This is a genomic window from Candidatus Aminicenantes bacterium (genome assembly GCA_026393855.1).
Taxonomy (GTDB): Bacteria; Acidobacteriota; Aminicenantia; order Aminicenantales; family UBA4085; genus UBA4085.
Map to the genome: position 1 here is coordinate 24,362 of JAPKZJ010000087.1, position 24,352 is coordinate 48,713.

Below are 24,352 nucleotides of genomic sequence, written 5' to 3' on the forward strand. Positions count from 1 at the left end.
TCGCCATCCGGGCCTTCCGTTGACTCCCCCGGGCCCCTCCGCTATGATCGTTCGCCCATGGGCGTCTCTCGGCGAAACGGCGCGAATCGGGGCTGGACCGTCGTCGCGGCCGGCCTGGGGCTCAACCTGGCCATGGGCGTGCTGTTCGCCTGGAGCCTGATCGGCCGCGCCTTGGCCGAACCCGTCTCGGGCGGCGGCTTCGGTTGGTCGCGGACGGCCGCCACCCTGCCTTACACCATGGCCATCGCCTGCTTCGCCTTGGTCATGGTTCCGGCCGGCCGCTGGCAGGATCGCTTCGGTCCGCGCCGCGTCGCCACGGCCGGGGCGGCTCTCTGCGGGGCGGGCCTCCTCGTCGCCGGCCTGGGCCGTCCGGATGCGCCGGCGGCGATCCTCCTGGGATTCGGCGTTCTGTCCGGCGCGGGCATCGGCCTCGGCTACGCTTCCGCCACTCCGGCCGCCGTCAAGTGGTTCGGACCCGAACGAAAGGGACTGATCACCGGGATCGTCGTGTCCGGCTTCGGGCTGGCTCCGGTCTATCTGGCGCCCCTCACCGAATTCCTGCTGGCCGGGCGCGGCATCGCCGGCGCCTTCCGCGCCCTGGGGATTCTCTTTCTGGCGATCGGCGGAATCTCCGCCCGCTTCCTGGTCAATCCGCCTGCAGCCCGGATGCCCGTCCCTGCGTCCCCCCTTCACCCGTCCGCGGGCGGTCTCCCCGCCGAGGCCGACGGCACCTGGCGACAGATGATCCGGACGCCCCGCTTCGCCTCCCTCTATCTCCAATTCGTCGCCGCCGCAACCGCGGGACTGATGATCATCGGGCATGCGGCCCGCATAGTCGCCGTCCAATCGTCAGGGACGATCCCGGCCGGCTTTCTTTTCGTCGGCTGGCTGGCTCTCTTCAACGCCGGAGGGCGGGTCGTCGGGGGATTTCTATCGGACCGGCTGGGCCGGTATCGGACCACGGTCGCCGTCTTTATGGCTCAGGCGGCCGTCCTGTTCTTTTTCGACCGCTTCACCACCGGGCCGGGACTTGGCCTGGGGATCGCGCTGGCGGGCTTCAACTACGGGGCCTGCCTCTCGCTCTTCCCGGCGACGGCCTCCGATCGCTGGGGGACGAAAAACCTGGGCGCCAACTACGGAATCCTTTTCACCGCCTGGGGCATCGGCGGCGTCATCGGCCCGCTCCTGGCCGGCCGCATCGCCGACGCCGCCGGGAGCTACGGGCCCGCCTTCCGGGCGGCCGGGACGATGATGCTCGTGGCCGCTCTTTTGGCGGCCGGGACTCGGTTCCCGCGGCCGCTCCGGCTGAAGGAATAGGGAGCGTTTCCCGGCCGCGCTTTGCTTTCCCGACGGGCTTTGGTCTACAATGCTCCCGGCATGATCGCGCACCTCAAGGGAACTCTTCTCCGCAAAGAACCGCACCAGGTGGTGGTCGACTGCCACGGAGTCGGCTACGCGGCCGGGATTCCGCTGTCCACCTTCTTCAAGCTGGGCGAGGAGGGCTCTGCGATCGAGCTCCTCATCCACACCCACCTGACCGACACCTCGCTCTCGCTCTACGGCTTCGGGACGGCCGAAGAGAAGGATCTTTTTCTCAAGCTCATCGGCATCTCCGGCATCGGGCCCAAACTGGCCCTGGCCGTTCTCTCGGGGATCGGGACGGACGAGCTGGCCGAGGCCGTCCGGGCCTCCGACGTGGCCCGCCTCTCCCAGGTCCCGGGCATCGGCAAGAAGACGGCGCTGCGCATCGCTATGGAGCTGGCCGACAAGCTGGAGAAGAAGGAAAGCCTGCTGCGGGGGAAGAGCGCCCAAGAGGCCGAAGACCTCGTCTCGGCCCTGCTCAACCTCGGCTTCCGGCGCAAGGAGATCGAGCGGGTGGTCGAGGAGACCGTGCGGGCCCATCGCGACAAGGATGAGGGCTTCGAGAAGCTGCTCCGCGAATGCCTCAAGAAGCTGGCCAAGCTATGAGCCCCGTGAGCACTCCCGCCGTCCTCAGCCCGGTTCGGACCAAGGAGGATCTCCTTTTTGAGGACAGCCTCCGGCCGCGGAGCTTCGACGAGTTCATCGGCCAGGACACCATCAAGGCCAACCTGAAGATCTTCATCGCCGCCGCCCGCAAGCGCGGCGAGCATCTCGACCATGTCCTGCTCTACGGACCGCCCGGGCTGGGCAAAACGAGCCTGGCCTACCTGCTGGCCAAAGAGATGGGGGTCGGCATCAAGCCCACTTCGGGCCCGGTCATCGAGCGGGCCGGCGACCTGTCGGCCATCCTGTCCAATATGCAGGCCAAGGAAATCCTGTTCATCGACGAAATCCACCGTCTCCAACCGGCTGTGGAGGAGATCATGTACTCGGCCATGGAGGATTTCCATCTGGACATCGTCATCGGCCAGGGCCCGGCCGCCCGGAGCCACAAGCTGGCCCTGAAGAAATTCACCCTGATCGGGGCCACCACCCGGGCCGGCCGCATCACGGCGCCGCTGCGCTCCCGCTTCGGCATCATCCACCGGCTGGATTACTACCGGGACGAGGATCTCAAGCTCGTCCTGCTGCGCTCGGCCGGGCTGATGAAGGTTAAGCTGGACGGGGAAGGCGCGGAGGCCATCGCCCTGCGATCTCGCGGGACGCCCCGGGTGGCCAACCGGCTGTTGCGGCGGGTCCGCGATTATGTCGAGGTGCGCGGCGGCAGCGTCATCACCGGCCAGGAAGCCCGCTACGCCCTGGACATGATGGAGGTCGACGAGATCGGGCTCGACGACGTGGACCGCAAGATCCTGACCACGATCATCGAGAACTTCGGCGGCGGGCCGGTCGGCATTTCGACCATCGCCGCGGCCATCGACGAGGACAAGGACACCATCGAGTCCATCTACGAGCCCTTCCTGATGCGGATCGGCTTCCTGGAGCGGACGTTGCGCGGCCGCAAGCTGACCGAGAAAGCCTGGCGCCACCTGGGCTTTGCAGGGCCGGGCGAGAAGCCGGCGGCGGGCCGGCCCGTCGGGCAGAAGAAGCTGTTCTAGTTGGGCGTCTCGGAAATTCATTGACTAAGTCCCAAGCAGGCTAGACGCACAACCGCCGGGGAGTATGAGGGGGGCGGCGAGGCCCCCCTCAGGGGGTCAGCGGAGCGCCGAGGGGGGAGCTTGTCTCCCCCCTGGAAGTGTCCCGTCTCCAGGGAGATTATGGGATCGGTAATTATGAGACGGGACACTAGCCCGCCTCCTATTTGACGTACAGGTAGACGGAGTGCTCCGTCCCGACGTCGTCGGTCAGGGATTCCGATTTGACGCCCCTTGCCTCCCAGCCCTCGATCGTATAGTTGTGGGTCACAACCCGCGTCCCCCGGCGAAGTTGGGCCTCCATGCGGGGCCGCAGAAGAAGATTGGATTCCGGCAGCAGGTAGAGGGTGACCACCGTCGCCGGGGAGAGGTCCAAGGTCATGGCATCCTGCAGGCGGAACTCGACCAAGCCCTCAACTCCGGCCTCCTTGGCCCCGGCCAGGCATTCCTTGATCCGCTCGGGAACGATGTCGACCCCGACGCCGCGGGCGCCGTACTTGCGGGCGGCCGTGATCAGGATGCGGCCGTCGCCGCAGCCGATGTCATAAATAACGTCTTGAGGCCCGACCCCGGCCGCCGCGAGCATCTTCTCGACCACCGGCATGGGCGTCGGCACGAAAGGCGCCAGGTCAGCGGCGTCGGCCCGGCCGTGCGCGCCCTTGAACATTTCCAGCCGCCCGTTCTCGTCCAGCCTGAAGGAATGGGCCGTGCCGGGCTCCAGCCGGTAGAGCTTGAGATGATCGCCGTTGTTGAACTCCAGGTCCATCGACGTCCGGCTCGGGAAACGGTCCACGGCGCCGGGAGCGAGGGTGCGGGTCACCGGGCCGACATTCGAGAAGAGGACCCGAATGGTGTAATGAACGGTTTCGGCCGTGACGTTGCGGAGGGTCGTTTCGATAGGCGCGGGCGGCTCGGCGGGCTGCTCGGGGGCTTCTGCCCGGCAGGCCATCGCTCCTGCGAGCATCGCCAGCAGGATCAGGGCAGCTGCGACGCGAAGGGATCGTGTTGTTCTCATCGATGACTCACTTGAGGGATCGCCCTTCATTTTAGCGCATCCCGACAGGCACGTCATCTCAGTCCCCTTGCGGCGGAAGTCGCATTCCGGCTATCCTGGCCCCATGCGCCGCGCCGCTCAAGGACCTCCCCTATGAGAATGCAGGATTTCGACTTCGATCTGCCGGCGGAACTGATCGCCCAGCGGCCGGCCCTCCGCCGCGACGATTCGCGGCTGATGGTCGTCGAACGGAGGACGGGGCAGATCTCCCACCGCGAATTCCGCGATTTTCCGGACTTGCTAAGCGGCGACGAACTTGTCGTCCTCAACGACGCCAAGGTCATCCCGGCCAAGGCCTGGGGAAAACGGGGCCAAGCGACGATCGAGTTTCTCTTCTTGAAGGAAGTCGAGCCCGGGCTCTGGGACGTCCTGTGCAAGCCGGCCCGGCGCGTTCGCCCCGGCGATGAAGTCGTTTTCGCCGACGACCTGAAGGGGACGGCGTCCCTGCCCGAGGGGCCGGCCGCCGAAGCAGGCCGTCGGCTCCTGCGCTTCGCCGTTCTCGACGTCCTGGGAAGGCTGAAGCGCGTCGGGTTCGCCCCCCTGCCTCCCTACATCAAGCGGGCCAAGGCCGATCCGGCCGATCGGGAGCGCGACCTCGAGCGCTACCAGACCGTCTTCGCCGTCAACGAGGGCGCCATCGCCGCCCCGACGGCAGGGCTCCATTTTACGCCGGAGATCCTGGAGCGAATCCGGGCCAAGGGGGTCGAGACGTCCCGGGTGACTCTCCGGGTCGGGCTGGCCACCTTCCAACCGATGCGGACGGACAGGATCGAGGACCATCGCATGCTCGAGGAATCCTACGACGTGCCCGAGCCCGCCGCGGCCGCCATCGACCGAGCCAAGTCCGAGGCCCGGCCCGTCCTCGCCGTCGGCACGACCGTCGTCCGGACGCTCGAAAGCGCCGGCCGTTCGGGCCGGGTCCGGCCGGGTCCGGGAGCCACCTCCTTATTCATCACCCCCGGGTTCGAATTCAAAATCGTCGATCGCCTGCTGACGAACTTCCACCTGCCTCGATCGACGCTGCTGCTTCTCGTCTCGGCCCTGGCCGGGCGCGAGCTCGTTCTGGACGCCTACCGCGAAGCCGTCAAAGAGCGCTATCGGTTCTTTTCTTACGGCGACTGCATGCTGATTGTGTGAAAAGGCGGCGCCTTGACACACGGGTCGGCCGGAGGCTATATTCCGAACATGGTACGCTGGGAACCCGCCCGTTCCCGAAGGAGGAGATCATGGCTGAATCTTGGCTGGCCCAAGGCGAAGAGCTAATCGGTTCCTGGTCCGTTTTTTTGGGCGATCCGCGCCCGAACTCGGCCAAACTCGCTGGAAAGCTGCATGTCACAAACCAGGGGGTCCATTTCAGGTCCGAAGTGGCCCTGGCCGAGAACGCCGCCGCCATGATCGGAAACTGGTGGGAGCGGCACAAGGCCCTGGCTCGGACCGACAACCATATGACCATCCCCTTCATCGAGATCGGCCAAGCCCAAGCGGTCAAGAAATCGCTATTCGTCAAGGCCCTGGCGCTCAAGATGAAGAGCGGCGAGGAGATCGAATTCCAATTCGGCGCGGCCTCCCCTCAGAAGGCCGTGGACGCCATCGCCGCCAGGCTCTAGACGCTACGCGGTGATGATCCCCAGCGGGGGGTTGGTCTTCCATAGCCCGCGGGTGAAGTCGGGGATCTCGACCGGCTTGCCTTTGGCCGCGACACTTCGGCAGCTGGCTTCGACGACGGCGCTCCAGGCGGCCGCATCGTAGACATCCTGGTCGAGCGGCTCGCCTTGGCGCAGGGATTGGATCAGCCGGTAGTCCTCGATGTAATCCATGCCGCCGTGGCCGCGGCCTTCGCCCTTGGAGGCGATGGCCTTCCACAGCGGGTGCTCGAACTCGGCGGCGAACTTCTCGAAATCGTCCCACTCGTGCATCTTGGCGGCCCGGCCCTCGACGTAGACCCGATCGGGCCATTTGTGGGCCAGGCCCTTGGTCCCCTGGACCAGATTGATCCGGGTATAGGGCCGGGGCAGATTGGTGTCGTGGATGAGGATGATCGTCTTGCCCAGCTTGGTCCGGATCAGGCTGGTATTGACGTCGCCTAGAACATATTTTTCCTTGGCCTGGAGCGAATCGGGGCCGAACTTTTCGACGGCATATTCCTGCAGGCCCCGGCCGGGCGAGCTCATCGAGACGAGCACGTCGAAGGCGTCGCCGCGGTTGACGTTCAGGCACTGGGCCACCGGGCCAAGGCCGTGGGTCGGATAGAGATTGCCGTTGAGCTTCTGGGCCCAGGCCCGCCGCCACAGCCCCTCGCCATCCTTGGAGAACTTAACCTCGCGCAGGTCGTGCAGGTAGCCGGCCTCGGCGTGCAAGACCTCGCCCAGGACTCCCTGCCGGACTAGGTTGAGGGTCATCAGCTCGATCCGGTCGTAGCAGCAGTTCTCCATCATCTGGCAGTGCTTGCCGTATTTTTCGGCCGTCTCGACCAGGGCCCAGCAGTCATCCAGAAACATCGCCGCGGGGACCTCGGTCACGGCATGCTTGCCGCTCTTCATCGCCGCCAGGCAAACGGGGACATGCCACTCCCAGGGGGTGGCGGTCATGACCAAATCGAGATCCTCCTTCTCGCACATCCGCTCGAAATCGCGCGGCCCGTTGGAGTAGCCCGCGGGCTTGGGCCGGCCGGCGTCCGTGCACCATTTCTGGACCCGCTCGACCTTGGCCGGGACGATGTCGCAGACGGCCTTGATCTCGACGCCGTCGATGTTCATATAGTTCTGGACGTGGGCCGAGCCCATCCCGCCGACGCCGACGAATCCGACCCGAACGGTTTCAATCGGGGCCGTTTTGAATTGCGACCTGGCTCCGCCGGACCGGGCTTCGGCCTGGCCCGGGAGCGAGAGGCCGGCCAGGGCCGTGCCCACCGAGGCGACGGCGCCCGTCTTCAGGAATTCGCGGCGGCTGGGGTTTTTGAGATCGTCGGACATGGAGACCTCCGGTGCGGGGATTGGCCTCCAACATACTCAAAACCAGGCCCCGATGCAACGGCCAAGGCGGCCAAGGCGGACCGGCGATGGCATCGCGCGGACCGCAACCGGCGCGATCGGGGGATCTACCGAGGGGGGACGGGGATCGGGCTCAGCGGCCCGACGCCGGCGACGCAGCGGCAGTCTAGGTACAAAAAAGCGTACCTTTGCGAATCCATGTCAGAGCGACGCGGCTTCGCCGAAACCGCTTTCGGGATTCGCTGCGGACTCCAGCGAATTGGATCGCCGCTACGGATTCTTGGAGCGTGGGCCGATGAATCGGGGTGGCGGGGTCAAACGGGCTCGGCCAGCGAAGGCGAGGAGGATTCTCCCATCAGCGTTCGGCGGGGTTGGACGCCGGGCCCTCGGGCGATGGACGGAGGTTTTCCAGGAAGGCCGAGCTCATCCAATAGACTGTGGCGCTTCCGTTCCCGGGCCGGGACAGGGCTGCTTGCAGCTCCATATAGGCGCCCCTCGTCAACCGATCGGCCGTCCCCGGATTGGGCCGCGTCGTCATAAAAAAAAAGAACTTGCCGTCCGGCGACAGAGCGGGCGAGAACTCCTGCCCGCCGGTCGTATTGACGGCCGGGCCGAGGTTGACCGGCCGGCTCCATTCGTCCCGGAAGTTGCAAAAGACGATGTAGTAATCCGTAGAGCCGATCGTATCGGGCATTCCAGCCGCAGGCACGATAATGAACCGCTCGTCGGGATCAATCCAGGCGTTGAATCGATTCGTCCCGCAATTGACCTCAGGAGGGAGCTTTTCGGCCGGGCCATAACCGTCGCCTTGGCGTCGGGCCCGGTAGATCCAGTTCGTCCGCTCGCCCTTGGGCATACGGGTGAAATAGAGCGTTCCATCGCGGGTCGTCGAGGGGAAATACTCGGCATCCTCCGTGCTGACCGTGCCCCCGACGACATGGGGTTCGCCCCAGCCGTCGCCCGCCCGGTCCACGGCCCAGATGTTCTGGTTGCGCTCGCCCCCCTCGGTCAACGGCTTGTCGGACAGAAAGAATAAGCGCTTCCCGTCCGGCGCGACATGCGGCTCATAAGTCAAATACCGCGCGTCGCGGGAGAACGACGCCGGCGCCGGCTCGGTCCAGACGCCGTCGGCGATCCGAGTTTGAAAAACCAGGTTGAAGCCAAAGGCCGAGACCGAGAAATAGAGCTCCTTCCCGTCCGGCGTCCAGGTGATGTCGCGTGTGAACAGGCCGCAGGAGACGACTCCAGGAGCGAACGGCATGGGCGTGTCGCCCGGGAGCGGCTGTCCGAGGTAAGGGCCCTTGAGCATGGGGAATCGCCCTGCTTGGCGCGCGACGGCCCCGGTGCCTAGAAACCCAAAAATCAAAGCCCACGCCGCTAATGTCCTCGACTGCATCATGTTCGTACTCCTGACCGGACTAGGCCGCGGCCGCCGGAGGAATCGAGCGGTCGACACCATAGATACGATCTCCGCCGGACAAGCGCCATAGGGCCATCTCTCCCTCTCGATAAAAAGACCGCCGGCCGGCCCTTCAGCCGACCACGATCTTAGACAGAAGCTCTTTGCGGCGGGGCCAGTCGGGCATGACCTGGGTCAGGAGAGCGTAAAAATCCCCTCCGTGGTGGTGATGCTTCAGGTGGCACAGCTCGTGCATGATGACGTATTCGATGCATTCCAAGGGCGTCTGGACCAGCCGGACATTGAGGACGATGCGACCGTCGCGCCCGCAGCTGCCCCAACGCCTTTGCATCCGGCGCAGGGACCAGCTCGGCCGCGGAATGCCGAACCGGGACGCGACGGTCAGGTGGCGCGCCAAGACCCGCTCGAAGACCTCCCCGGCCCGGGCTTTCAGCCAGCGATCCACGGCCCGCTGCGCCGCCGCCCCGTCGGTCGGATCGGGAACGCGGACGATCAGCGAACCGCCGGACATCTTCGCCGCGGCTCGGCCGCCCCCCTCGACCACCAAGGGATGGGGCACCCCGAGGTAGGCCACGGCTTCGCCGGCTTGGAACCGCTCGGGATGGGGCAGGCGGATATAATTATCGACCCGGTGCAGGGTCCGGGCGATCCAGCGCGACTTGCCGCGGACGAAGCCGAGGATCTGATCCTCCGGCATCCGGGTCGGGGCGTGGACGGTGATCCGGCCGTCGGGCTGGACTACGATCCTGACCCTCCGGCCGCTGCCGCGCAGCAGCCAAAGCCGGACCGTCCGGCCGTCCAGCTCAAGGGTATGGCAAACCGTGGCGGCAGCGCTCAACCGGGGAGCCTCCCCCGATCCGGGCCGAGAGACTGAACCATGGCGGGCCTCCTGACCGGTATTATAGCGTTTTTTTCCTTGCTTCGAGGCCGCGAAAGTCGGATAATTTCGGGCAAGAATTTAGCGCGAGGAATCGTCTCTTCATGAACCTTCGCCAAAGGACTCTGCTTCATACCGGCGCCATCATCCTGGTCATGATCGGTTTGCTTTTCGCCATCCTCTCCAAGCGGCTCCAAACGAGCTTCTCCGCCCTGGAACGCGAGGACGTCCAGACCAAGGTCGCGGCCGTGAAAAGCTCCTTGGCCAACGACCTGGAGACGATCCGCGGCCAGACCCGGGACTGGGCCTTCTGGGATGACCTCTACGAATTCATGACCAGCGCCGACGGCGATTTCATCAAGACCAATATCACCGCATCGACCTTCGGCGACCTGAAGATCGATTTGATCGCCATCTTCCGTCCCGACGGCCGGGAATTGTTCGGTCGGGTCTCCGACACGGGGGACGGCCTGCCGGGATCCCTGCCCAAAGAATTCGCCGCCCATATCGCCCCCGACAGCCCGCTTCTCCGTCCGGCCGGAGGGACCGAGGTCCGGACAGGCCTGCTTCTCCTATCCAGACAACCCCTCCTCTTCGCCGCGGCCCCGATCCTCCGCTCGGACGAGACCGGACCCGCCCACGGAACGGTGATTTTCGCCCGCTATCTCGATGAAACGCTGATCACACGCATCGAAGTCCTGACCGGACTCCGGCTGAAGGTTTTCCCAGCGGAGGCGGCCGATTTACCGGCCGACGTGCGCGACGCCCGGACGGAGCTGCTGGCGGGCCGAACGACGTCCATTCGAACCGCCGGGCCGGATGCCATCTCAGGCTACGGCCTGCTGATCGATTACTTGGGCCGACCCGCCCTGATCATCCGCGCGGATTCACCCCGGCCGATCTACGCCCACGGCCGGATCTCTCGTCGCTATCTCTTGTTCGCCCTGCTGGCTTGCGCGGCCGTTATCCTAGCCATGAACCTGATCTTCCTGGACCTGCTCATCGTCCGGAGGATCGGCCGCATCGACCGCCTGTTCGAAAAAGTCCGCGCCTCGGGCGACACCTCGGTCCGCCTGCGGCTGTCCGGGAAAGACGAGCTGGCCCGGATGGGCGCCTCCTTCGACCGACTCTTGGACACCCTGGAGGATTTCCGCCGGCACGACCGCGAGCTGTCCATCACCGACCCCCTGACCACGGCCTACAACCGGCGTCATTTTAACGACAAGCTGGCGGAGGAATTCGGGCGGGCCAAGCGCTACGGACGCCCGCTGTCGCTCATCATCTTGGATCTCGATCGGTTCAAGGATTACAACGACGCCCACGGCCATCTCGAAGGGGACGAGCTCCTTAAGCGGACGGCCGAGTTCCTGCGCGGCATCACCCGCAAACAGGATATCGTGACCCGCTTCGGCGGCGACGAGTTCGCCATCCTCCTGCCCGAAACGCCCCGGGCCAACGCCCGCGGCCTGGCGGACCGCATCCGGATCGGGTTAGGGGCGGCGGCGGGCGCCGGCGCACCGACGCTGAGCGCCGGGGTGGCCGCCTTCCCCGACGACGCCGCGGAGACCGAGGCTCTGATCAACAAGGCGGACAAAGCCCTCTATCGGGCCAAGGCCGCGGGCCGCGATCGCGTCGAATCCGCCTGACGGGCCTTACTCAAACCGCTCCACAATGGCCCGGTTCTGGGAGTTGAGAATGCTCTTGGCCTCAGCGGTATAAAGGAAATCGATCCGGTTCCGGTAATAATCGACGATCCGGCCGCGGACCATTTTGAGGGTCGAATTGAGCAGGCGGTTCTGCTCGGTGAACGACTCGCCCAGGACGGCGATCGCGGACGGCAGCCAGCGGCCGGGGAACTGGCCGGCGAATTCGCCGCCCTCTCGATATTTGGCGATCTCCCCCTCCAGGAGCCGGAGCCCGGCGTCGCGCCCCTCGGGCTCTTTGACCGAGAGGCTCTTTTTCTTCAGCCAGCCCAGGACGGCCTCTTTGGCCGGGACGAGCAGGGCCACCGTATAGGGCGACTGGTCGTTGTAGAGCATCAGCTGTTCGATGTAGGGCGAGCTGTCCGTAACGGCTTCCTCGATCAGCTCGGGGCTGTACTTCTCGCCGTCGTTGGCGATGAGCAGGCTCTTGACCCGGCCCAGGACATAGAGATAGCCGTCCCGATCGAGGTAGCCCAGATCGCCGGTATAGAGCCAGCCGCCCCGCAGCGCCTCGGCCGTGGCCTTGTCGTTGCGCCAGTAGCCGGCCATGACGTTTTCGCCGCGGACCACGATCTCGCCCGAGGCGCCGGCGGGGAGGGCGTTGCCGTCCGAATCGCAGATGCGGACCTCCAGGCCGGACATCACCCGGCCGGAGGACCCCAGCTTGTGGTGGGTCAGGCTGTTGGCCGAGATGACCGGGGCGGCTTCCGTCAGCCCATAGCCCTGAAGCATGGGGATGCCGACGGCATAGAAGAAGCGCTGCAGCTCGATGTCGAGCAGGGCCCCGCCGCCGACGAAGAACTTCAGCCGGCCGCCGAAATTCGCCCGGATCTTACTGAACAGGAGCTTGTCGTAAAGGGCCAGAACGGGCTTCTTCATCTTCTGGGCCCCGCGGCCGCGATTCCAGCCCTCCTTATTATAGGCATAGGCGGTCTTCATGGCCTTGGCGAAGAGCGCCTCGGCCTTGGGGCCCCTGTCCCGGACACCCTTTTCGATGGTCTTGCGGAAGTTCTTGGCCAGGGCCGGCACGCTTAAAAAAACGTGCGGGCGGAGTTCCTTGATGTTGAGGGGCACGTTCTTTACGGTTTCCATGGCGGTCCGCCCCTGCTGGACCGAAGCGATCGAGGCCCCGGATTTCATCATCATGTAGATGCCGCAGGTATGCCCGAAAGCGTGGTCCCAGGGCAGGACGTTGAACAGGACCCAGTCCGGCTGGGGATCGATCATGGCCGTGCCCTGCTCGACGTTGGCCGTATAGTTGCGGTGGGTCAGGATGATGCCCTTGGGGTCGGCGGTGGTTCCCGAGGTGTAGCAGATGTTGGCGTGATCGCTCTCGCGCACGGACTGCCAACGGGCCTCAAAGGCGGCCCGGCTGTGGCCGAGGAAATCCTCGCCGTGCTTGAGCACGGTCGCAGCCGAGACTTCGTCGGTTTCGAACGATTTCAGGCCGTCGAAGCAGATGGTCAGCTTGAGCTCGGGCAGGTCGGCCTTGATCCGCCGGATCTTGTCGATGTGGCCAGGGGAAACCAGGGCCATCTTGCAGCCCGAGTGGAGGAGACGGAACTTGAGGTCGGCCAGCTCGTCGACTTTGACCGAGATGGGCACGTCGACCGCACCGACATAGAGGAGGCCGAGCTCGCCCATGACCCAGTCGTTGCGGCCCTCGGAGATCAGGGCCGCGCGATCGCCCTTTTCCAGTCCCAGGCTCATCAGCCCGGCCCCGAAGCGGTGGACGAGGGCCCGCATCTGAGCGAAAGTCGTCCCCTCGTACTTATCGGCCTTCTTCTCCCACATCAGGACGTTGTCGGGAAACCGCTCGGCGCTGATCTCCAGAAGCCGGGGTAGAGTGCGTTGTTCGTTCATGTCGCTCCTTCCTGACGAAGCGGGCTCATCCTATCGCGGCGGACGGGGACTTGTCAAAGTCGTCGAACCCTGGTCCCGCCTGTGAGCCAGCAACCCCCATCCGAGCCAGCCCGTTCGGACAGGGACCAGACCCGAAGCGTCGCGCCCCCCGTAAAAGGGGATTGACAAGGCCCGACCGAGGCCGATATTCTGGTTTCGGCAGGAAGGAGTTCGAATGAAAAAAACGATCTTGGGCGCGCTCCTAGCGGCCGGCGTGGCCGCTGTCTGGCTGTCCGCCGGGTTCGGGCAGTCCGATTCCGTTCCCGGCTTGGGCCTCCGACTGGCGACACCGGACCGGCTCCGGGGAGTCCCCCTGGCCTTCACCCCCTACTCGGGCGATACGCTGCCGGCGGCGGTCGATCTCTCCCCCGACATGCCGCCGCCCGGACAGCAGGGCAGCCAGAATTCCTGCGTCGGCTGGGCCATGGCCTACGCCCTGAAAAGCTATCAGGAGAAGGTCGAGGAGAAACAGCCTTATGGCCGAGACGCGGCCTTGGACGCCCGGCGCGTCTTCAGCCCGGCCTTCATCTACAACCAATGCAACGGCGGGCGGAATGTCCCGATTCTTTACGCCGACGCCTTCGCCATCCTGTCTGAACAGGGGGCAGCGACCTGGGCGGATATGCCATACAATATCGCCGATGCCGCCTCCCAACCGGGCGCCGAGATCAAGCAGCGGGCGGCCCGCTACAAGATCGACTTCTGGCGCCAGGTCAACGCCCAGGACGTCAAAGAGGTCAAAGCGCACCTCCACGCCGGGTTCCCCGTCCTCATCGGAGCCAACGTCGACCAGGCCTTCATTAAACATCCGGCCGGCACAACCTGGCAGTCGATCGGGACCGTCGTAGGCGGCCACGCCATGGTCGTCGTCGGCTACGACGACGCGCGCCGGGCTTTCCGGCTGATGAACTCCTGGGGCCGGGATTGGGCCGACGGGGGGTTCTGCTGGGTCGACTACGATCTTTTTCGCCGGGTCGTCAACGAGGCTTACGTGGCCAAGGATGCCCGCAACAGTCCCGCGCCCGCGGTCGTAACGCCGGGCGAAGATCCCGTCCCGCCGCCGGCTCCGACGCCGCGGCGTGCGGCCTCGCTGGCCCTTCTCGCCATCAATCACAATGCGTCCTTCCCCGGCCGGCCCGACCTGGGGTACTTCATGAAGTTCGACGGCAGCCTGGACATCCCGGCCGGGCTGGGGCGGAGCGATCAAATCGTCGTCTACTTCTACTACGACGCCGGGAACGGAACGCCGGGCGCCGCAGTGGCCGGCGCCGACCGGGCTTACGCCGACATCAACGGCTGGGCCGCCTGCGGCACCCAGAGCTATCCCGTCCCCACCGAGGGCCTGCGGACGAATTGGGCCACTTGGATCCCTTACGCCGCCCTGCTCGTCCCCGTCGGCCGCAACGTGGCCTCCCCTCAGGGCTGGGTCTATCAAATGGCCGAAACCCATCTCTTGGCCCAGGCCGTCCTGTTCGTGGACGGCTTCGGAGTCGTCCGATCGCCATACATTCCGTTTTTCGTCCGCAAATAACCTTAAAGGATGTTCCATGATCCGAAACGCCCCGAGCGCCCGCCCGAGGATTCTCCGCTTCGCCGTCGTGCTCATGGCGGCCATGGTCCTGACGGCCCTAGGGCCCGCCTGCAAGGGCAAGGCCGGGCTGACCAATTCGGCCGACCGGGCTCTGGCCGAGATCGAAGCCGACAAGGCCGAGGCCGAGGCCGCCGCCGAGGCGGAAGCCAACAAGCCCCAGCCCAAGCCTGAGCCCAAGGTCAACGACGCCCTCTATATCGAGATCACGGCCCGCACGATCCTGATCCGCGAGAAGTACGCCGACGACCAGACTGCGATCGAGCCGGAGATCGAGAAGGTCTACGAGAAGCTCGGCGTCACGGCGGCCGACTACCAAGAATTCGTCAAAGCCCTCGTCCCGCCCAAGACCAACGAGCTGGCCAAGAAAGTCCAGGAGAAAATGCAAACCCTGGCCGACGAGTACCGGTGACGGGCCGGGAACGGATTCTGGCCGCCCTGCGGGGCGAGCCGGCGGACCGGACGCCGGTGATGCTGCATAATTTCCTGATGGCGGCCCGCGAAAACGGGCTGACCATGGCTCGCTTCCGGAGGGATGGACGGGCCGTCGCGGCGTCCTTCATCCGGGCCGTCGAAACGTACTCCACCGACGGGATTCTGGTGGACGTCAGCACGGCGATGCTGGCGGGAGCGCTGGGCGTTCCGGTCGATCTGCCCGAGGATCTGCCGGCTCGCTGCAAGGGACCGCTCATCGCCTCGCTCGAAGCCGTGCCCGATCTGCAGCCCCCCGATATCGCCGGCTATTTCGAGATTGAAACCGCCCTGGAGTCGGTCCGGATCCTCAAAGCCCATTTCGGGGATGCGGTCGCCGTGCGCGGCAACGCCGACCAGGCGCCCTTCTCGCTGGCCGCGATGGTCCGGGGCCTGGACGCTTGGATGATGGACCTCGTCGAGGCCGATCCGGAGCGGATCCGGACCTTGCTCGACTACTGCTTTGAGGCGACCCGCCAGTTCCTGGACTTGATGGCGGAAGCCGGCGCGGACATCCTTTCCAACGGCGACAGCCCGGCCGGCCCGGATCTGATCTCGCCGGCCGCTTACCGGCGGTTTGCCCAGCCGTGGGAGAAAGCCTGTGCGGACCGGGCCCATTCGCTCGGCAAGCCCTATGTCCTCCATATCTGCGGCAACACGGGCCCCATTCTGGCGGACATGATCGCGACCGGGGCGGACGGGCTGGAGCTGGATTACAAGACCGACCCGCGGCAAGCCCGGGCAGCGCTCCGGGGGCGGGCCTGCCTGATCGGCAACATCGACCCCAGCGGAGTTCTGGCCTTGGGAACGCCGGCCGAAGTCGAAGACCGGACCCGCGAGCTGCTCGAGATCTTCCGGGGCGAGCCCCGCTTCATCCTCAATGCCGGCTGCGCCATCCCGGCCGAAACCCCGGCCGCGAACCTGCGGGCCATGCTCGACACTCGCGGGGACTGACGAAGCGTTCGTCCCGACGAGTGCGACCAAAGCGTCGCACGGCCTGGGATTAAACAGGTGATCTAAGTGTTTCTCCCATCTCCGGGTCTCATGCGGCACGGTATCCGGCCGACGGCGAAACCGCGCGGGTTTAGCCTTTTTGCGCACCTCTTCGAGGGAACCCAACCCTCGCGGGAACGATCGAAGCGACGTCCCGACGAGGACTGCGAAGCGCTGCGGGCGCCGAGGGATGTTTGAGCACGAGACCATCTAACGGAAAAGAAACGGAGTGGGAGATGGTATCCACCTCAATTTCCCTTCTCACCGCGCAAACTACGGCCCTCCATCTATTGAAGCGGCCGCCCATTCGTGTATGATAGGGCCAAACCCGCCGAAAGGAGGCTCGATATGGAAAGACGCCTGGCCAGAGTCTCGGGCCCGATCGCCCTTCTGATCATCGCCTGCCTCATCGGCTGCGTCGTCAACCCCGTCACCGGCAAGAAAGAGTTCAACATCATCTCCGAGTCCATGGAGATCGAGATGGGGCGGTCGACGGACGTCAGCATTCGGGAGGAATACGGGATCTACGATGATCCCGCCCTGAACGGCTATGTGGAAGCCTTGGGCAAACGCATGGCCCCGATCACCCACCGGCCCCAGCTGCCGTACCATTTTTCCGTGCTGGACACGCCGGTCGAGAACGCCTTCGCGGCGCCGGGCGGCTACATCTACGTCACCCGCGGCATGCTGGCCATCATGGAGGACGAGGCGGCTCTGGCCGCCATCATCGGCCACGAGATGGGCCACGTCAACGCCCGCCACACGGCCCGGGCCATGAGCCGTCAGCTCCTGCTGATCGGCGGGGTCCTCGTGGCCAGCGCCCTAAGCGAGGACATCCAGAAGATCGCCCCCTTCGCCATCGTCGGCCTGCAGGTCCTGTTCCTCAAGTACAGCCGGGACGACGAGTATCAAGCCGACAGCTTGGGCGTCCAATACGCCCGCAAGATCGGCTACGCGCCCGGCCAAGTGATCCCGCTCTTCACCACCTTCCTGCGGATGGAGAAAAACAGCCAGGGGCCGAGCCTGCCCAATTTCCTGTCCACCCACCCCCTGACCGACCGCCGCATCGAAGAGATCAACAAAATGCTCGAGCCCGGCGACGCCGGCCTGCGGGTGGCCCGGCCGGAGTACATCAAGCGGATCGACGGCCTGGTCTTCGGCGACAACCCCCGCCAGGGCTATGTCGAAGCGGGCGCCTTCTATCACCCCGACCTCCAGTTTGCCCTCAAGATCCCGCAGGGCTGGAAATACCAGAACTCGCCCAAGCAGTTCATCATGGCCTCCGACGACGAGAAAGCGGCCGTCTTCCTGTCGGCCGAGGCGACGACCAAAGACCTCGGCGTCTACCTTCAGGAGCAGCTGACGGCCTTCAAAGAATCCCAAGTCAAGGAAGTCTCCCGGTCCCCCCTCCAGATCAACGGACTGAACGCCTTGCGGGGGCTATATGACGTTCGGCCCAAGCCCGTGGAGGGGCAGGCGGAGACTACGGAAACGCCGATGTCGGTCGACATCCATTGCATCCGGAAAGGCAGTCAGGTCTTCACCTTCCTCTGCGCGGCCGGAGAGGCCGACTTCACCAAGTACACCGGGGCCATCGAAAGTGCCATTCGCTCGTTCCAGCCGCTGACCGACCCGGCCAAGCTCAACCGGAAGCCGCTACGGATCTCGATGCAGGCGGCCCGCGGAGCGGAGGTCTTCCGGGCCGCCCTGAAGCGGCTGAACGCACCCGAAAAACAGTGGAAAAACCTGGAAATGTTGAACGGGCTCTCGCTCGACAAGGCCATCGGGGCCGACCGGGCGATCAAGATCGTCCGCTGAATTGAAGGCCCCCCATCCGATGTGGTAGATTGAAGCCATGGCCGCCGACCTCGCCGCAAAAGACCAGTTGGACGACATCCTTCACCCGAACACGGAGGCCAAGTCGTTTCGCATCACCGTCGTCTTCGGCCGCCGCGTCCACCCGAATTACGCCCAGGCGGTCGAGCTGGCTAAGAGAAACCCCACCTACCGCGAGGAGGGGGACGGCGACTGGATCCGCCACTCGGCAGTCTACACCCCGGCCGAAGTCGAGGATCTCTTCCGGCTCTTCAACCTGGTCCACGAATGGGAGACAACCGAGATCCTGGTCAACCACAAGCGCCTGCCCTACGGCCACCAGCTGTGGCTGCCGCTGATGTGGTTTTACCGCATCCGCTAGCCCGGACCGACGCCGGGGCCGGGATTTGACGAGCCCGGCGGCTTGTGCTACCGTTTTTTCCTCTCATCCCCACTCCTTGGAGGTTGACGCCGATGAAAAAAGCTCTCGCCCTGGCCATCCTCGTTCTCGCCTTCGCCTACCCGGCCGCGGCCATCGAGGAAGGCCGCTTCTTCACCTATCCGACCATCCACAACGACAAGATCGTCTTCACTTACGAAGCCGACCTGTGGACCGTCAGCGCCCAGGGCGGCGTCGCCTCGCGCCTGACGACCTTCCCGGGCACGGAGTCCTTCGCCAAGCTGTCCCCGGACGGCAAATGGCTGGCCTTCACCGCCTCCTACGACGGAGCTGGGGCGGTTTACCTGATGCCGGCCGAGGGCGGGGCCCCGGTCCGGCTGACCTATAACCCGGGCGGCGCCCAAGCCATCGCCTGGACGCCGGACGGGAGCGAGGTCATCTTCCGGGCCCTGTTCGAGAACGTCGTCGGCCGCGACACCAACCTCTACTCGGTCGGCGTCAAGGGCGGCGCGCCGCAGCGTCTGCCGCTGGAGCGGGGCGGACTGATCAGCTTCATCCCCGATCAGCACAAGTTCCTTTACACGCGCAAGGGCAATGAGGAGTACTACTGGAAGCGCTACAAGGGCGGCCAGTACCAGGACATCTGGCTTTACGACCTCACCGCCCGGACCTACACCCCCGTCACCGATTACGTCGGCAAGAACAGCTACCCGATGTGGATCGGCGGGCTGATGTACTTCGTCACCGACCGCGGCAACGGAATCTCCAACCTCTACACCCAGAAGCTGGGCGCCAAAGAGGTCAAGCCGGTGACGTCCTACGCCGACTTCGACGTCATGATGCCGAACACCGACGGCCGCTCGATCGCCTACATGCAGGACGGCCGCATCCACGTCTATGACACCCAGGCCGGGAAGGACCGAACCCTGACCGTGCAGGTGCCTTCCGACCGCTGGTCGCTTCGCGACCGGGTCATCAACCCCCGCGACTACCTCCACACGGTCAACGTCGCCAACGACGGCCGCAGCGCAGTGCTGGAAGCCCGCGGCGACGTCTTCCGCGTCCCGGCCGGGCGCGAACCGGCGGACAACCTATCGGGGACCCCGGGGACGCGCGAGATGTATCCGGCCATCTCGCCGGACGGCAAGACCGTGGCCTTCTTCAGCGACAAGACCGGCGACTATCAGCTTTACACCCAGAGCGTTTCCGGCGGCGAGTGGACTCCGATCACGACCGACCTAGACCGGGCCGTCTACCGCCTGGCCTGGTCCCCCGACGGCAAGAAGATCCTCTTCGGAAACAAGGATTACAGCCTGTTCTACGTGGACGTGGCGGCCAAGAAGACGATCAAGATCGACTCTTCCAACCAGATGAAGAACGACGAGTTCATTTGGGAGATGGCCGACTACGCCTGGTCGCCCGATTCCAAGTGGATCGCCTACAGCTTCGTCCAGTCCAACCGCAACAGCCAGATCTTCCTCTACAGCCTCGAAACCGGCAAGAAGATCGCTGCGACCAACGATTTCTACGACAACCTCTACCCCTCCTTCGACGCCAACGGCCGGTACCTCTACTATGTCAGCAGCCGCGGCTTCGATATCCAGATGGACTTCTACGAGGACAACCACGTCTACCCGGCGCCCCAGCAGGTCATGGTTGTCCAGCTGAGGGACGGCGAGAAGCCGCCCTTCGCCCCGGCCGCGGCCGGAATCGGGGCTGAGGCCGGGATTAAGGCCGACCAGAAGGCCGAGCCCGAGCCATTCCGGATCGACGCCGAGGGGCTGATGAAGCGGACCTACCCCCTGCCCGTCCCGGCCGGGAACGATTTCTATCTCAAGGCCGGCAAGGGCAAGGTGCTGTGGGCCTCGGTCGACGCCTTCACCGAGGACGAATACGAAGAGATCTTCAAGCCCAAGCAGGGCGCCACCAAATGGGCCCTCCACATCTTCGACATGGCCGAGGGGCGGGAAGTCGTCCTCAACGACAAGGTCCGCGACTTCGGGCTTTCGGCCAACCAGGAGCAGCTCGTCATCCGCAAGGAAGGCGACGTCTTCTTGACGGGCGTCGATCGGGCCTTTGCCTCCAAGGCCTCCGGCGAGCGGCTGAACCTGTCCGGCCTGGTCTACACCGTGAACCTGCGCCAGGAGTGGAACCAGATCTTCAATGACGCCTGGCGCTGGTACCGCGACTTTTTCTACGACGCCGGCTTCCACGGCCGCGACTGGAAGGCCATGGGCGAGAAATACCGGGCCTACATCCCCTACCTGTCCTCGCGCAGCGAGCTGAACTGGGTCCTGTCCCAACTGGTCGGCGAGCTGTGCGTCTCCCACACCTACATCGGAGGCGGCGACCTCGGCCCGGCCGCCGCGCCCCGCTCCCCCGTGTTCACCGGCTTGCTCGGCGCCGACCTCGTCGCCGACAAGGCCTCCGGCCTCTACAAGCTGGACAAGATCTACGGCCCGACCGAGATCAATCTCAACCTGGTCGGCCCGCTTGTCCGGCCGGACATCGCCGTCAAGGAAGGCGACTACCTCTTGGCCATCAACGGCACGCCCCTCAAAGCGGGCGACGACTACTTCAAGCTCCTCCAGACGACCCCCGGGCACAAGATCCGTGTCACGGTCAGCGCCAAGCCGACCCTGGAAGGAGCCAAAACCTACGCCGTCGACCCGATCGGCAGCGACCAGCAGCTGCGGTACTTCCGCTGGATCCAGAACAACATCCAGGCCATCGACAAGGCCGGCAACGGCCGCATCGGCTACATGCATATCAACGCCATGGGCGGGGGCGGGATCGGGGAGTTCGACAAATACTGGCGGGCTTTCCGGTACAAGGACGGCGTCATCATCGACGTCCGCCGCAACGGCGGCGGCTGGACCGAGTATTTCCTGATCGACAAGCTGGAGCGGGTCATGACCGCCCAGAACGTCCTGCGCGGCATGGTCCCCTTCCGCTACCCCGGCACCGCCGGCAACGGCAACTACGTTGTCATCTCCAACGAGAACAACGGCTCGGACGGCGAAGCCTTCGTCGACGACTTCAAGTCCCGCAAGCTGGGCACGGTCGTGGGCGTCACGTCCTGGGGCGGCCTGGTCGGGATCCTCAACCAGCAGCTGACCATCGACAACGGCACGGTGGAGCAGTCCAACAACGCCTTCTACGGCCGGGACGGCAAGTGGATCGTCGAGAACCACGGCGCCGACCCCGACGTCTGGGTCGATAACGACCCGGGCTCGGTCGCGGCGGGACGCGATCTGCAGCTGGAGAAGGCCATCGAAGTGATGCTGGAGAAGATCAAGAAGAATCCGCCGAGCTTCCCACCGACACCCGCCTATCCCAAGAAATAGGCCCGTCATTCCCCGGAGGGGGCGCCTGAGCGCGCCCCTTCCCCTTTTTTCTCTCTCTCTTCAAGAGGACGTCTGACCGCGCCGAATATCAGGCTGGGAGGGGGAATTCGACCTCGACCGCGGTCCCGCCCTCCCGACCAAAGGTCAGGGTTCCATCGATCTGCTTGACCAGGGTCTGGACGATCTGAAGCCCCAGCGATTCGCGGGCCTGAGGATCGACAGCCCCGGCCCAGCCGACGCCGTCGTCCCGCACGATCAGGCGGCCCCGGCCGGCACCGGTCCGCTCCAGGCGGACCTGGAGGATCCCCCGCCGCCCCTCTGGGAAGGCATGCCGCAGGACGTTGCTGACCAGCTCGTTGATCACGAGCCCGAGCGGAATGCTGAGGCCGATGTCGAGCACGATCGGTTCGAGCTGCGGCTCGAAGCGGATCCTCTCCGGATCCGCCTGCAGGACGTGGAACAGGTGCACAACCAGGCTCTGGGCGTAGTCGGCGAAATCGATCCGGGACAAGTCGGACGACCGGTAGAGCTTTTCGTGGACCAGGGCCAGGGCCTTGATCCGGTTCTGACTCTCCCGGAACAGTTCGCGCAGGGCCGGTGTGGGCAGCTCCTGGGCCTGCAGGTTGAGGAGGCTCGAGATGACCTGCATGTTGTTGCGGACCCGGTGGTGGACTTCCTTCAGCAGGACTTCCTTCTCGCGGATCGATTCCCGCAGGGCCTCCTCGGCCCGCCGCCGCTGGGTCATATCGCGCGAGCTGATGATGGATCCGGCCGGGCGGCCCTCGGCGTCGTCGTAAAGGAGGACTTCCGACTCCAGCCAGGGAAACGACCCGTCGGCATGCCGGAACCGGTACTCGAGGCGCAGCGTCCGGCGATGCGCCCGCCTGGCCTCCTGAAGCTCCCGGGCCACGGAGGCGAAATCCCCGGCCTGGATGAACTCTTCGGCCCGGCGGCCGAGCATATCCCGGAAGGGATACCCCAGGATGCGTTCGACCGAGGGGCTGACATATACTGCGGTCCCCGCCGCATCGAACTGACAGAGCATGTCCAGCTGGTTGTCGCTGACGAATCGCAGGCGCTCCTCGCGGCGGCGGAGGGCTTCGGCGGCCTCCCGCCTGTCCGCGTTGAGCAAGGCCTGCGCCGTCTGGTCGGCGATCTCGCCGGCGAAACGGATCTCGTCGATCCGCCAGGCCCGAACCGGGCCGATATGCTCAAAGCAGACGATGCCGCGGATCACACCGGCGGCCCGGATCGGAGCGTCGAGCATCGAGCTGATCCCCAGCGGGACGAGATAGTCCTCCCGAAATTCCGAGGTCCGATCGTCGGCCTCGGCGTCGTCGGCGGCGATGACCCGGCCCGCCGCGATGGCAGTGAAGTAGCGGGGATAGCGGGCCGATGGAAGGATCGTCCCTGAGGAGTGCCGCGCCGGCGTCCGCTCGAAAAGATCGGCGCAGCGGATCTGCCCGTCCTCGTAGTTGCCCAGCCAAACGCTTGTCCGCTCGACGCCCATCGTCGTCCCGGCAGCCTCAGTCAGGGCGGCGGCGGCCGCCTCGAACTCCCCGGTCGTCAGGGCCGGATTCACCGTCAAGGCGACGACGGCCTGCTGTTGGCGGCCGATGCGCTCCAGGGAGGCGAACCGTTCCTCCTCCGCCGCCTTGAGCGGCGTGATGTCGCGCAGGACGATGAGCCGGCCCATGGCCGCGCCGCGGGCGTCGCGAAGCTCTGCATTTTGAACATCCAGCCAGCGCTTGATGACCGGGCATTGGATGATTTCCTCGCCGCTCTGGCCGAGGAGGCCGGGCGCCAGGGCGGCGAAATCAGGCCAAGGGGCCAGGAGATCGAGCAGCGGGCGCCCGATGACGTCGGGGGGAGCGCCGATCAGGCGACGGGCGGCGGGATTGAGGTCCAGGATGCGGTTCTCGGGGTCCAGAACCAGCACGCTGTCCGCCATGCGGGCAAAGAGCTCGACATGGGCGATGGGGACGATATCCAGGAGGCGGTAGCGCAGGAGGCTGACGGCCAGGCATCCGCCCGCGAAGGTGAACGCGACAGGCGTCAGGTCGAGCCCGGCCGGGCTGATCCGGAACATATAAGCGGCGTTGCCGAGCCAGGGAAAGGCCGCGCCGGCCAGCAGCCAGACCGTCTGTTTGCGGAAGACGCCCGAAAGCTTCAGGGCGTCACGGACCAGGATGCTCGTGGCCAGGATGATCAGGGCGTAGGCAAAAACGAGATGGACCCACACGGCGGGGCCGTGGCCGTAAACGAGCAAGGCCCCGGGTTGGTCGGAAACCGGGCGGATCGAGGTCCAGATCAGGTTATGGCGCTCGTTGGTGAAGGCCAAGACGACCAGGATCGTCGGCACCAGCCAGAGCCAAGCCTGCATTCGGTGCGTCACACGCGAGAGGCGCTGGCCGTGCGAGAGGGCAAAGAGGAGCCAGAGCGGGGCGACCGAAGCGATCCCCAGGTACTGGAACTTGGCGGCCAGGATTTTAGCCGCGGGGGCGATCACCGCAGCTTCGATGGCCCCGTTGAACGACCACCAGCCGATGACGGCCATGAGCACCGAAAGCGCCCGGCCTCCCGGATTACGGCGGCGGGTCCAACCGAAGGCCGAGAGCCCCAACGAGATCAATCCGGCGGCAAGCAGGATGGCGGCGTAGAAGTTCATCTCCCAGTTCATCGCGGACGACCTCCGATCGAGAGCAATATCCGCCCGCGCTTGTTGGGAGGATGATA

18 protein-coding genes are annotated in these 24,352 nt (G+C 65.5%); 12 read left to right on the plus strand and 6 right to left on the minus strand.

Translation table 11 applies throughout. The annotated features are described in order from the left end of the window. Nucleotides 1-57: 57 nt before the first annotated feature. From NTZ26_10425 to ruvB, 3 genes are read left to right on the plus strand one after another with little or no spacing between them, the layout of a single operon-like run. Complete coding sequence (locus tag NTZ26_10425) at nt 58-1,317, plus strand: OFA family MFS transporter (protein ID MCX6560911.1); 1,260 nt, start codon at nt 58-60, stop codon at nt 1,315-1,317. A gap of 60 nt (nt 1,318-1,377) precedes the next feature. Continuing rightward, nucleotides 1,378-1,968, plus strand: coding sequence for a Holliday junction branch migration protein RuvA (gene ruvA / locus NTZ26_10430; protein ID MCX6560912.1), 591 nt, complete (start codon nt 1,378-1,380; stop codon nt 1,966-1,968). After that, nucleotides 1,965-3,020, plus strand: coding sequence for a Holliday junction branch migration DNA helicase RuvB (gene ruvB, locus NTZ26_10435; protein ID MCX6560913.1), 1,056 nt, complete (start codon nt 1,965-1,967; stop codon nt 3,018-3,020). Before ruvA ends, ruvB begins: the two co-directional genes overlap by 4 nt. 199 nt (nt 3,021-3,219) lie before the next feature. Here ruvB and NTZ26_10440 read toward each other — a convergent pair whose 3' ends face one another. Beyond that, nucleotides 3,220-4,071, minus strand: coding sequence for a methyltransferase domain-containing protein (locus tag NTZ26_10440; GenBank protein MCX6560914.1), 852 nt, complete (start codon nt 4,069-4,071; stop codon nt 3,220-3,222). A 132-nt stretch (nt 4,072-4,203) separates the two neighbouring features. Here NTZ26_10440 and queA point away from each other — a divergent pair, with 132 nt between their 5' ends. Next, the gene (gene queA, locus NTZ26_10445) at nt 4,204-5,247 is read left to right on the plus strand and encodes a tRNA preQ1(34) S-adenosylmethionine ribosyltransferase-isomerase QueA (GenBank protein ID MCX6560915.1); all 1,044 of its coding nucleotides are present in this window, start codon (nt 4,204-4,206) and stop codon (nt 5,245-5,247) included. A gap of 89 nt (nt 5,248-5,336) precedes the next feature. Then, nucleotides 5,337-5,717 (plus strand): hypothetical protein, encoded by a 381-nt coding sequence (locus NTZ26_10450; GenBank protein MCX6560916.1) that lies wholly within the window; start codon nt 5,337-5,339, stop codon nt 5,715-5,717. Nucleotides 5,718-5,720: 3 nt separating this feature from the next. Here the strand turns inward: NTZ26_10450 and NTZ26_10455 are convergent, their stop codons facing one another. The 3 genes from NTZ26_10455 to NTZ26_10465 form a co-directional block, all read right to left on the minus strand. Next, nucleotides 5,721-7,082: a Gfo/Idh/MocA family oxidoreductase gene (locus NTZ26_10455; protein MCX6560917.1), complete on the minus strand. Its 1,362-nt coding sequence runs from the start codon at nt 7,080-7,082 to the stop codon at nt 5,721-5,723. Nucleotides 7,083-7,455: 373 nt separating this feature from the next. Beyond that, nucleotides 7,456-8,409 carry a hypothetical protein gene (locus NTZ26_10460; protein ID MCX6560918.1) on the minus strand — a complete coding sequence of 318 codons (954 nt, stop codon included), beginning with the start codon at nt 8,407-8,409 and terminating at the stop codon, nt 7,456-7,458. A gap of 223 nt (nt 8,410-8,632) precedes the next feature. Then, nucleotides 8,633-9,358: a SprT family zinc-dependent metalloprotease gene (locus tag NTZ26_10465; GenBank protein MCX6560919.1), complete on the minus strand. Its 726-nt coding sequence runs from the start codon at nt 9,356-9,358 to the stop codon at nt 8,633-8,635. A gap of 143 nt (nt 9,359-9,501) precedes the next feature. Here NTZ26_10465 and NTZ26_10470 point away from each other — a divergent pair, with 143 nt between their 5' ends. After that, nucleotides 9,502-11,043, plus strand: a complete 1,542-nt coding sequence (locus NTZ26_10470; protein ID MCX6560920.1) for a diguanylate cyclase — start codon at nt 9,502-9,504, stop codon at nt 11,041-11,043. 6 nt (nt 11,044-11,049) lie between these two features. On the opposite strand, the gene NTZ26_10475 is transcribed toward NTZ26_10470, so the two are convergent. After that, complete coding sequence (locus NTZ26_10475) at nt 11,050-12,963, minus strand: AMP-binding protein (GenBank protein MCX6560921.1); 1,914 nt, start codon at nt 12,961-12,963, stop codon at nt 11,050-11,052. Nucleotides 12,964-13,177: 214 nt separating this feature from the next. On the opposite strand from NTZ26_10475, the gene NTZ26_10480 reads away from it, so the two are divergent. From NTZ26_10480 to NTZ26_10505, 6 genes are all read left to right on the plus strand, one after another. Next, nucleotides 13,178-14,533: a C1 family peptidase gene (locus NTZ26_10480; protein MCX6560922.1), complete on the plus strand. Its 1,356-nt coding sequence runs from the start codon at nt 13,178-13,180 to the stop codon at nt 14,531-14,533. 16 nt (nt 14,534-14,549) lie between these two features. Beyond that, nucleotides 14,550-15,002 carry a hypothetical protein gene (locus NTZ26_10485; protein MCX6560923.1) on the plus strand — a complete coding sequence of 151 codons (453 nt, stop codon included), beginning with the start codon at nt 14,550-14,552 and terminating at the stop codon, nt 15,000-15,002. Next, nucleotides 14,999-16,015 carry a uroporphyrinogen decarboxylase family protein gene (locus NTZ26_10490; protein ID MCX6560924.1) on the plus strand — a complete coding sequence of 339 codons (1,017 nt, stop codon included), beginning with the start codon at nt 14,999-15,001 and terminating at the stop codon, nt 16,013-16,015. Before NTZ26_10485 ends, NTZ26_10490 begins: the two co-directional genes overlap by 4 nt. A gap of 387 nt (nt 16,016-16,402) precedes the next feature. Beyond that, a complete protein-coding gene (locus tag NTZ26_10495; GenBank protein MCX6560925.1) occupies nt 16,403-17,872 on the plus strand; it encodes a M48 family metalloprotease in 1,470 nt (489 codons plus the stop codon). A 37-nt stretch (nt 17,873-17,909) separates the two neighbouring features. After that, complete coding sequence (locus NTZ26_10500) at nt 17,910-18,251, plus strand: hypothetical protein (protein ID MCX6560926.1); 342 nt, start codon at nt 17,910-17,912, stop codon at nt 18,249-18,251. Nucleotides 18,252-18,343: 92 nt separating this feature from the next. Beyond that, nucleotides 18,344-21,616, plus strand: a complete 3,273-nt coding sequence (locus NTZ26_10505; protein MCX6560927.1) for a S41 family peptidase — start codon at nt 18,344-18,346, stop codon at nt 21,614-21,616. Nucleotides 21,617-21,704: 88 nt separating this feature from the next. Here NTZ26_10505 and NTZ26_10510 read toward each other — a convergent pair whose 3' ends face one another. Then, nucleotides 21,705-24,296, minus strand: coding sequence for a PAS domain S-box protein (locus NTZ26_10510; GenBank protein ID MCX6560928.1), 2,592 nt, complete (start codon nt 24,294-24,296; stop codon nt 21,705-21,707). Between the last annotated feature and the right edge of the window lie 56 nt (nt 24,297-24,352).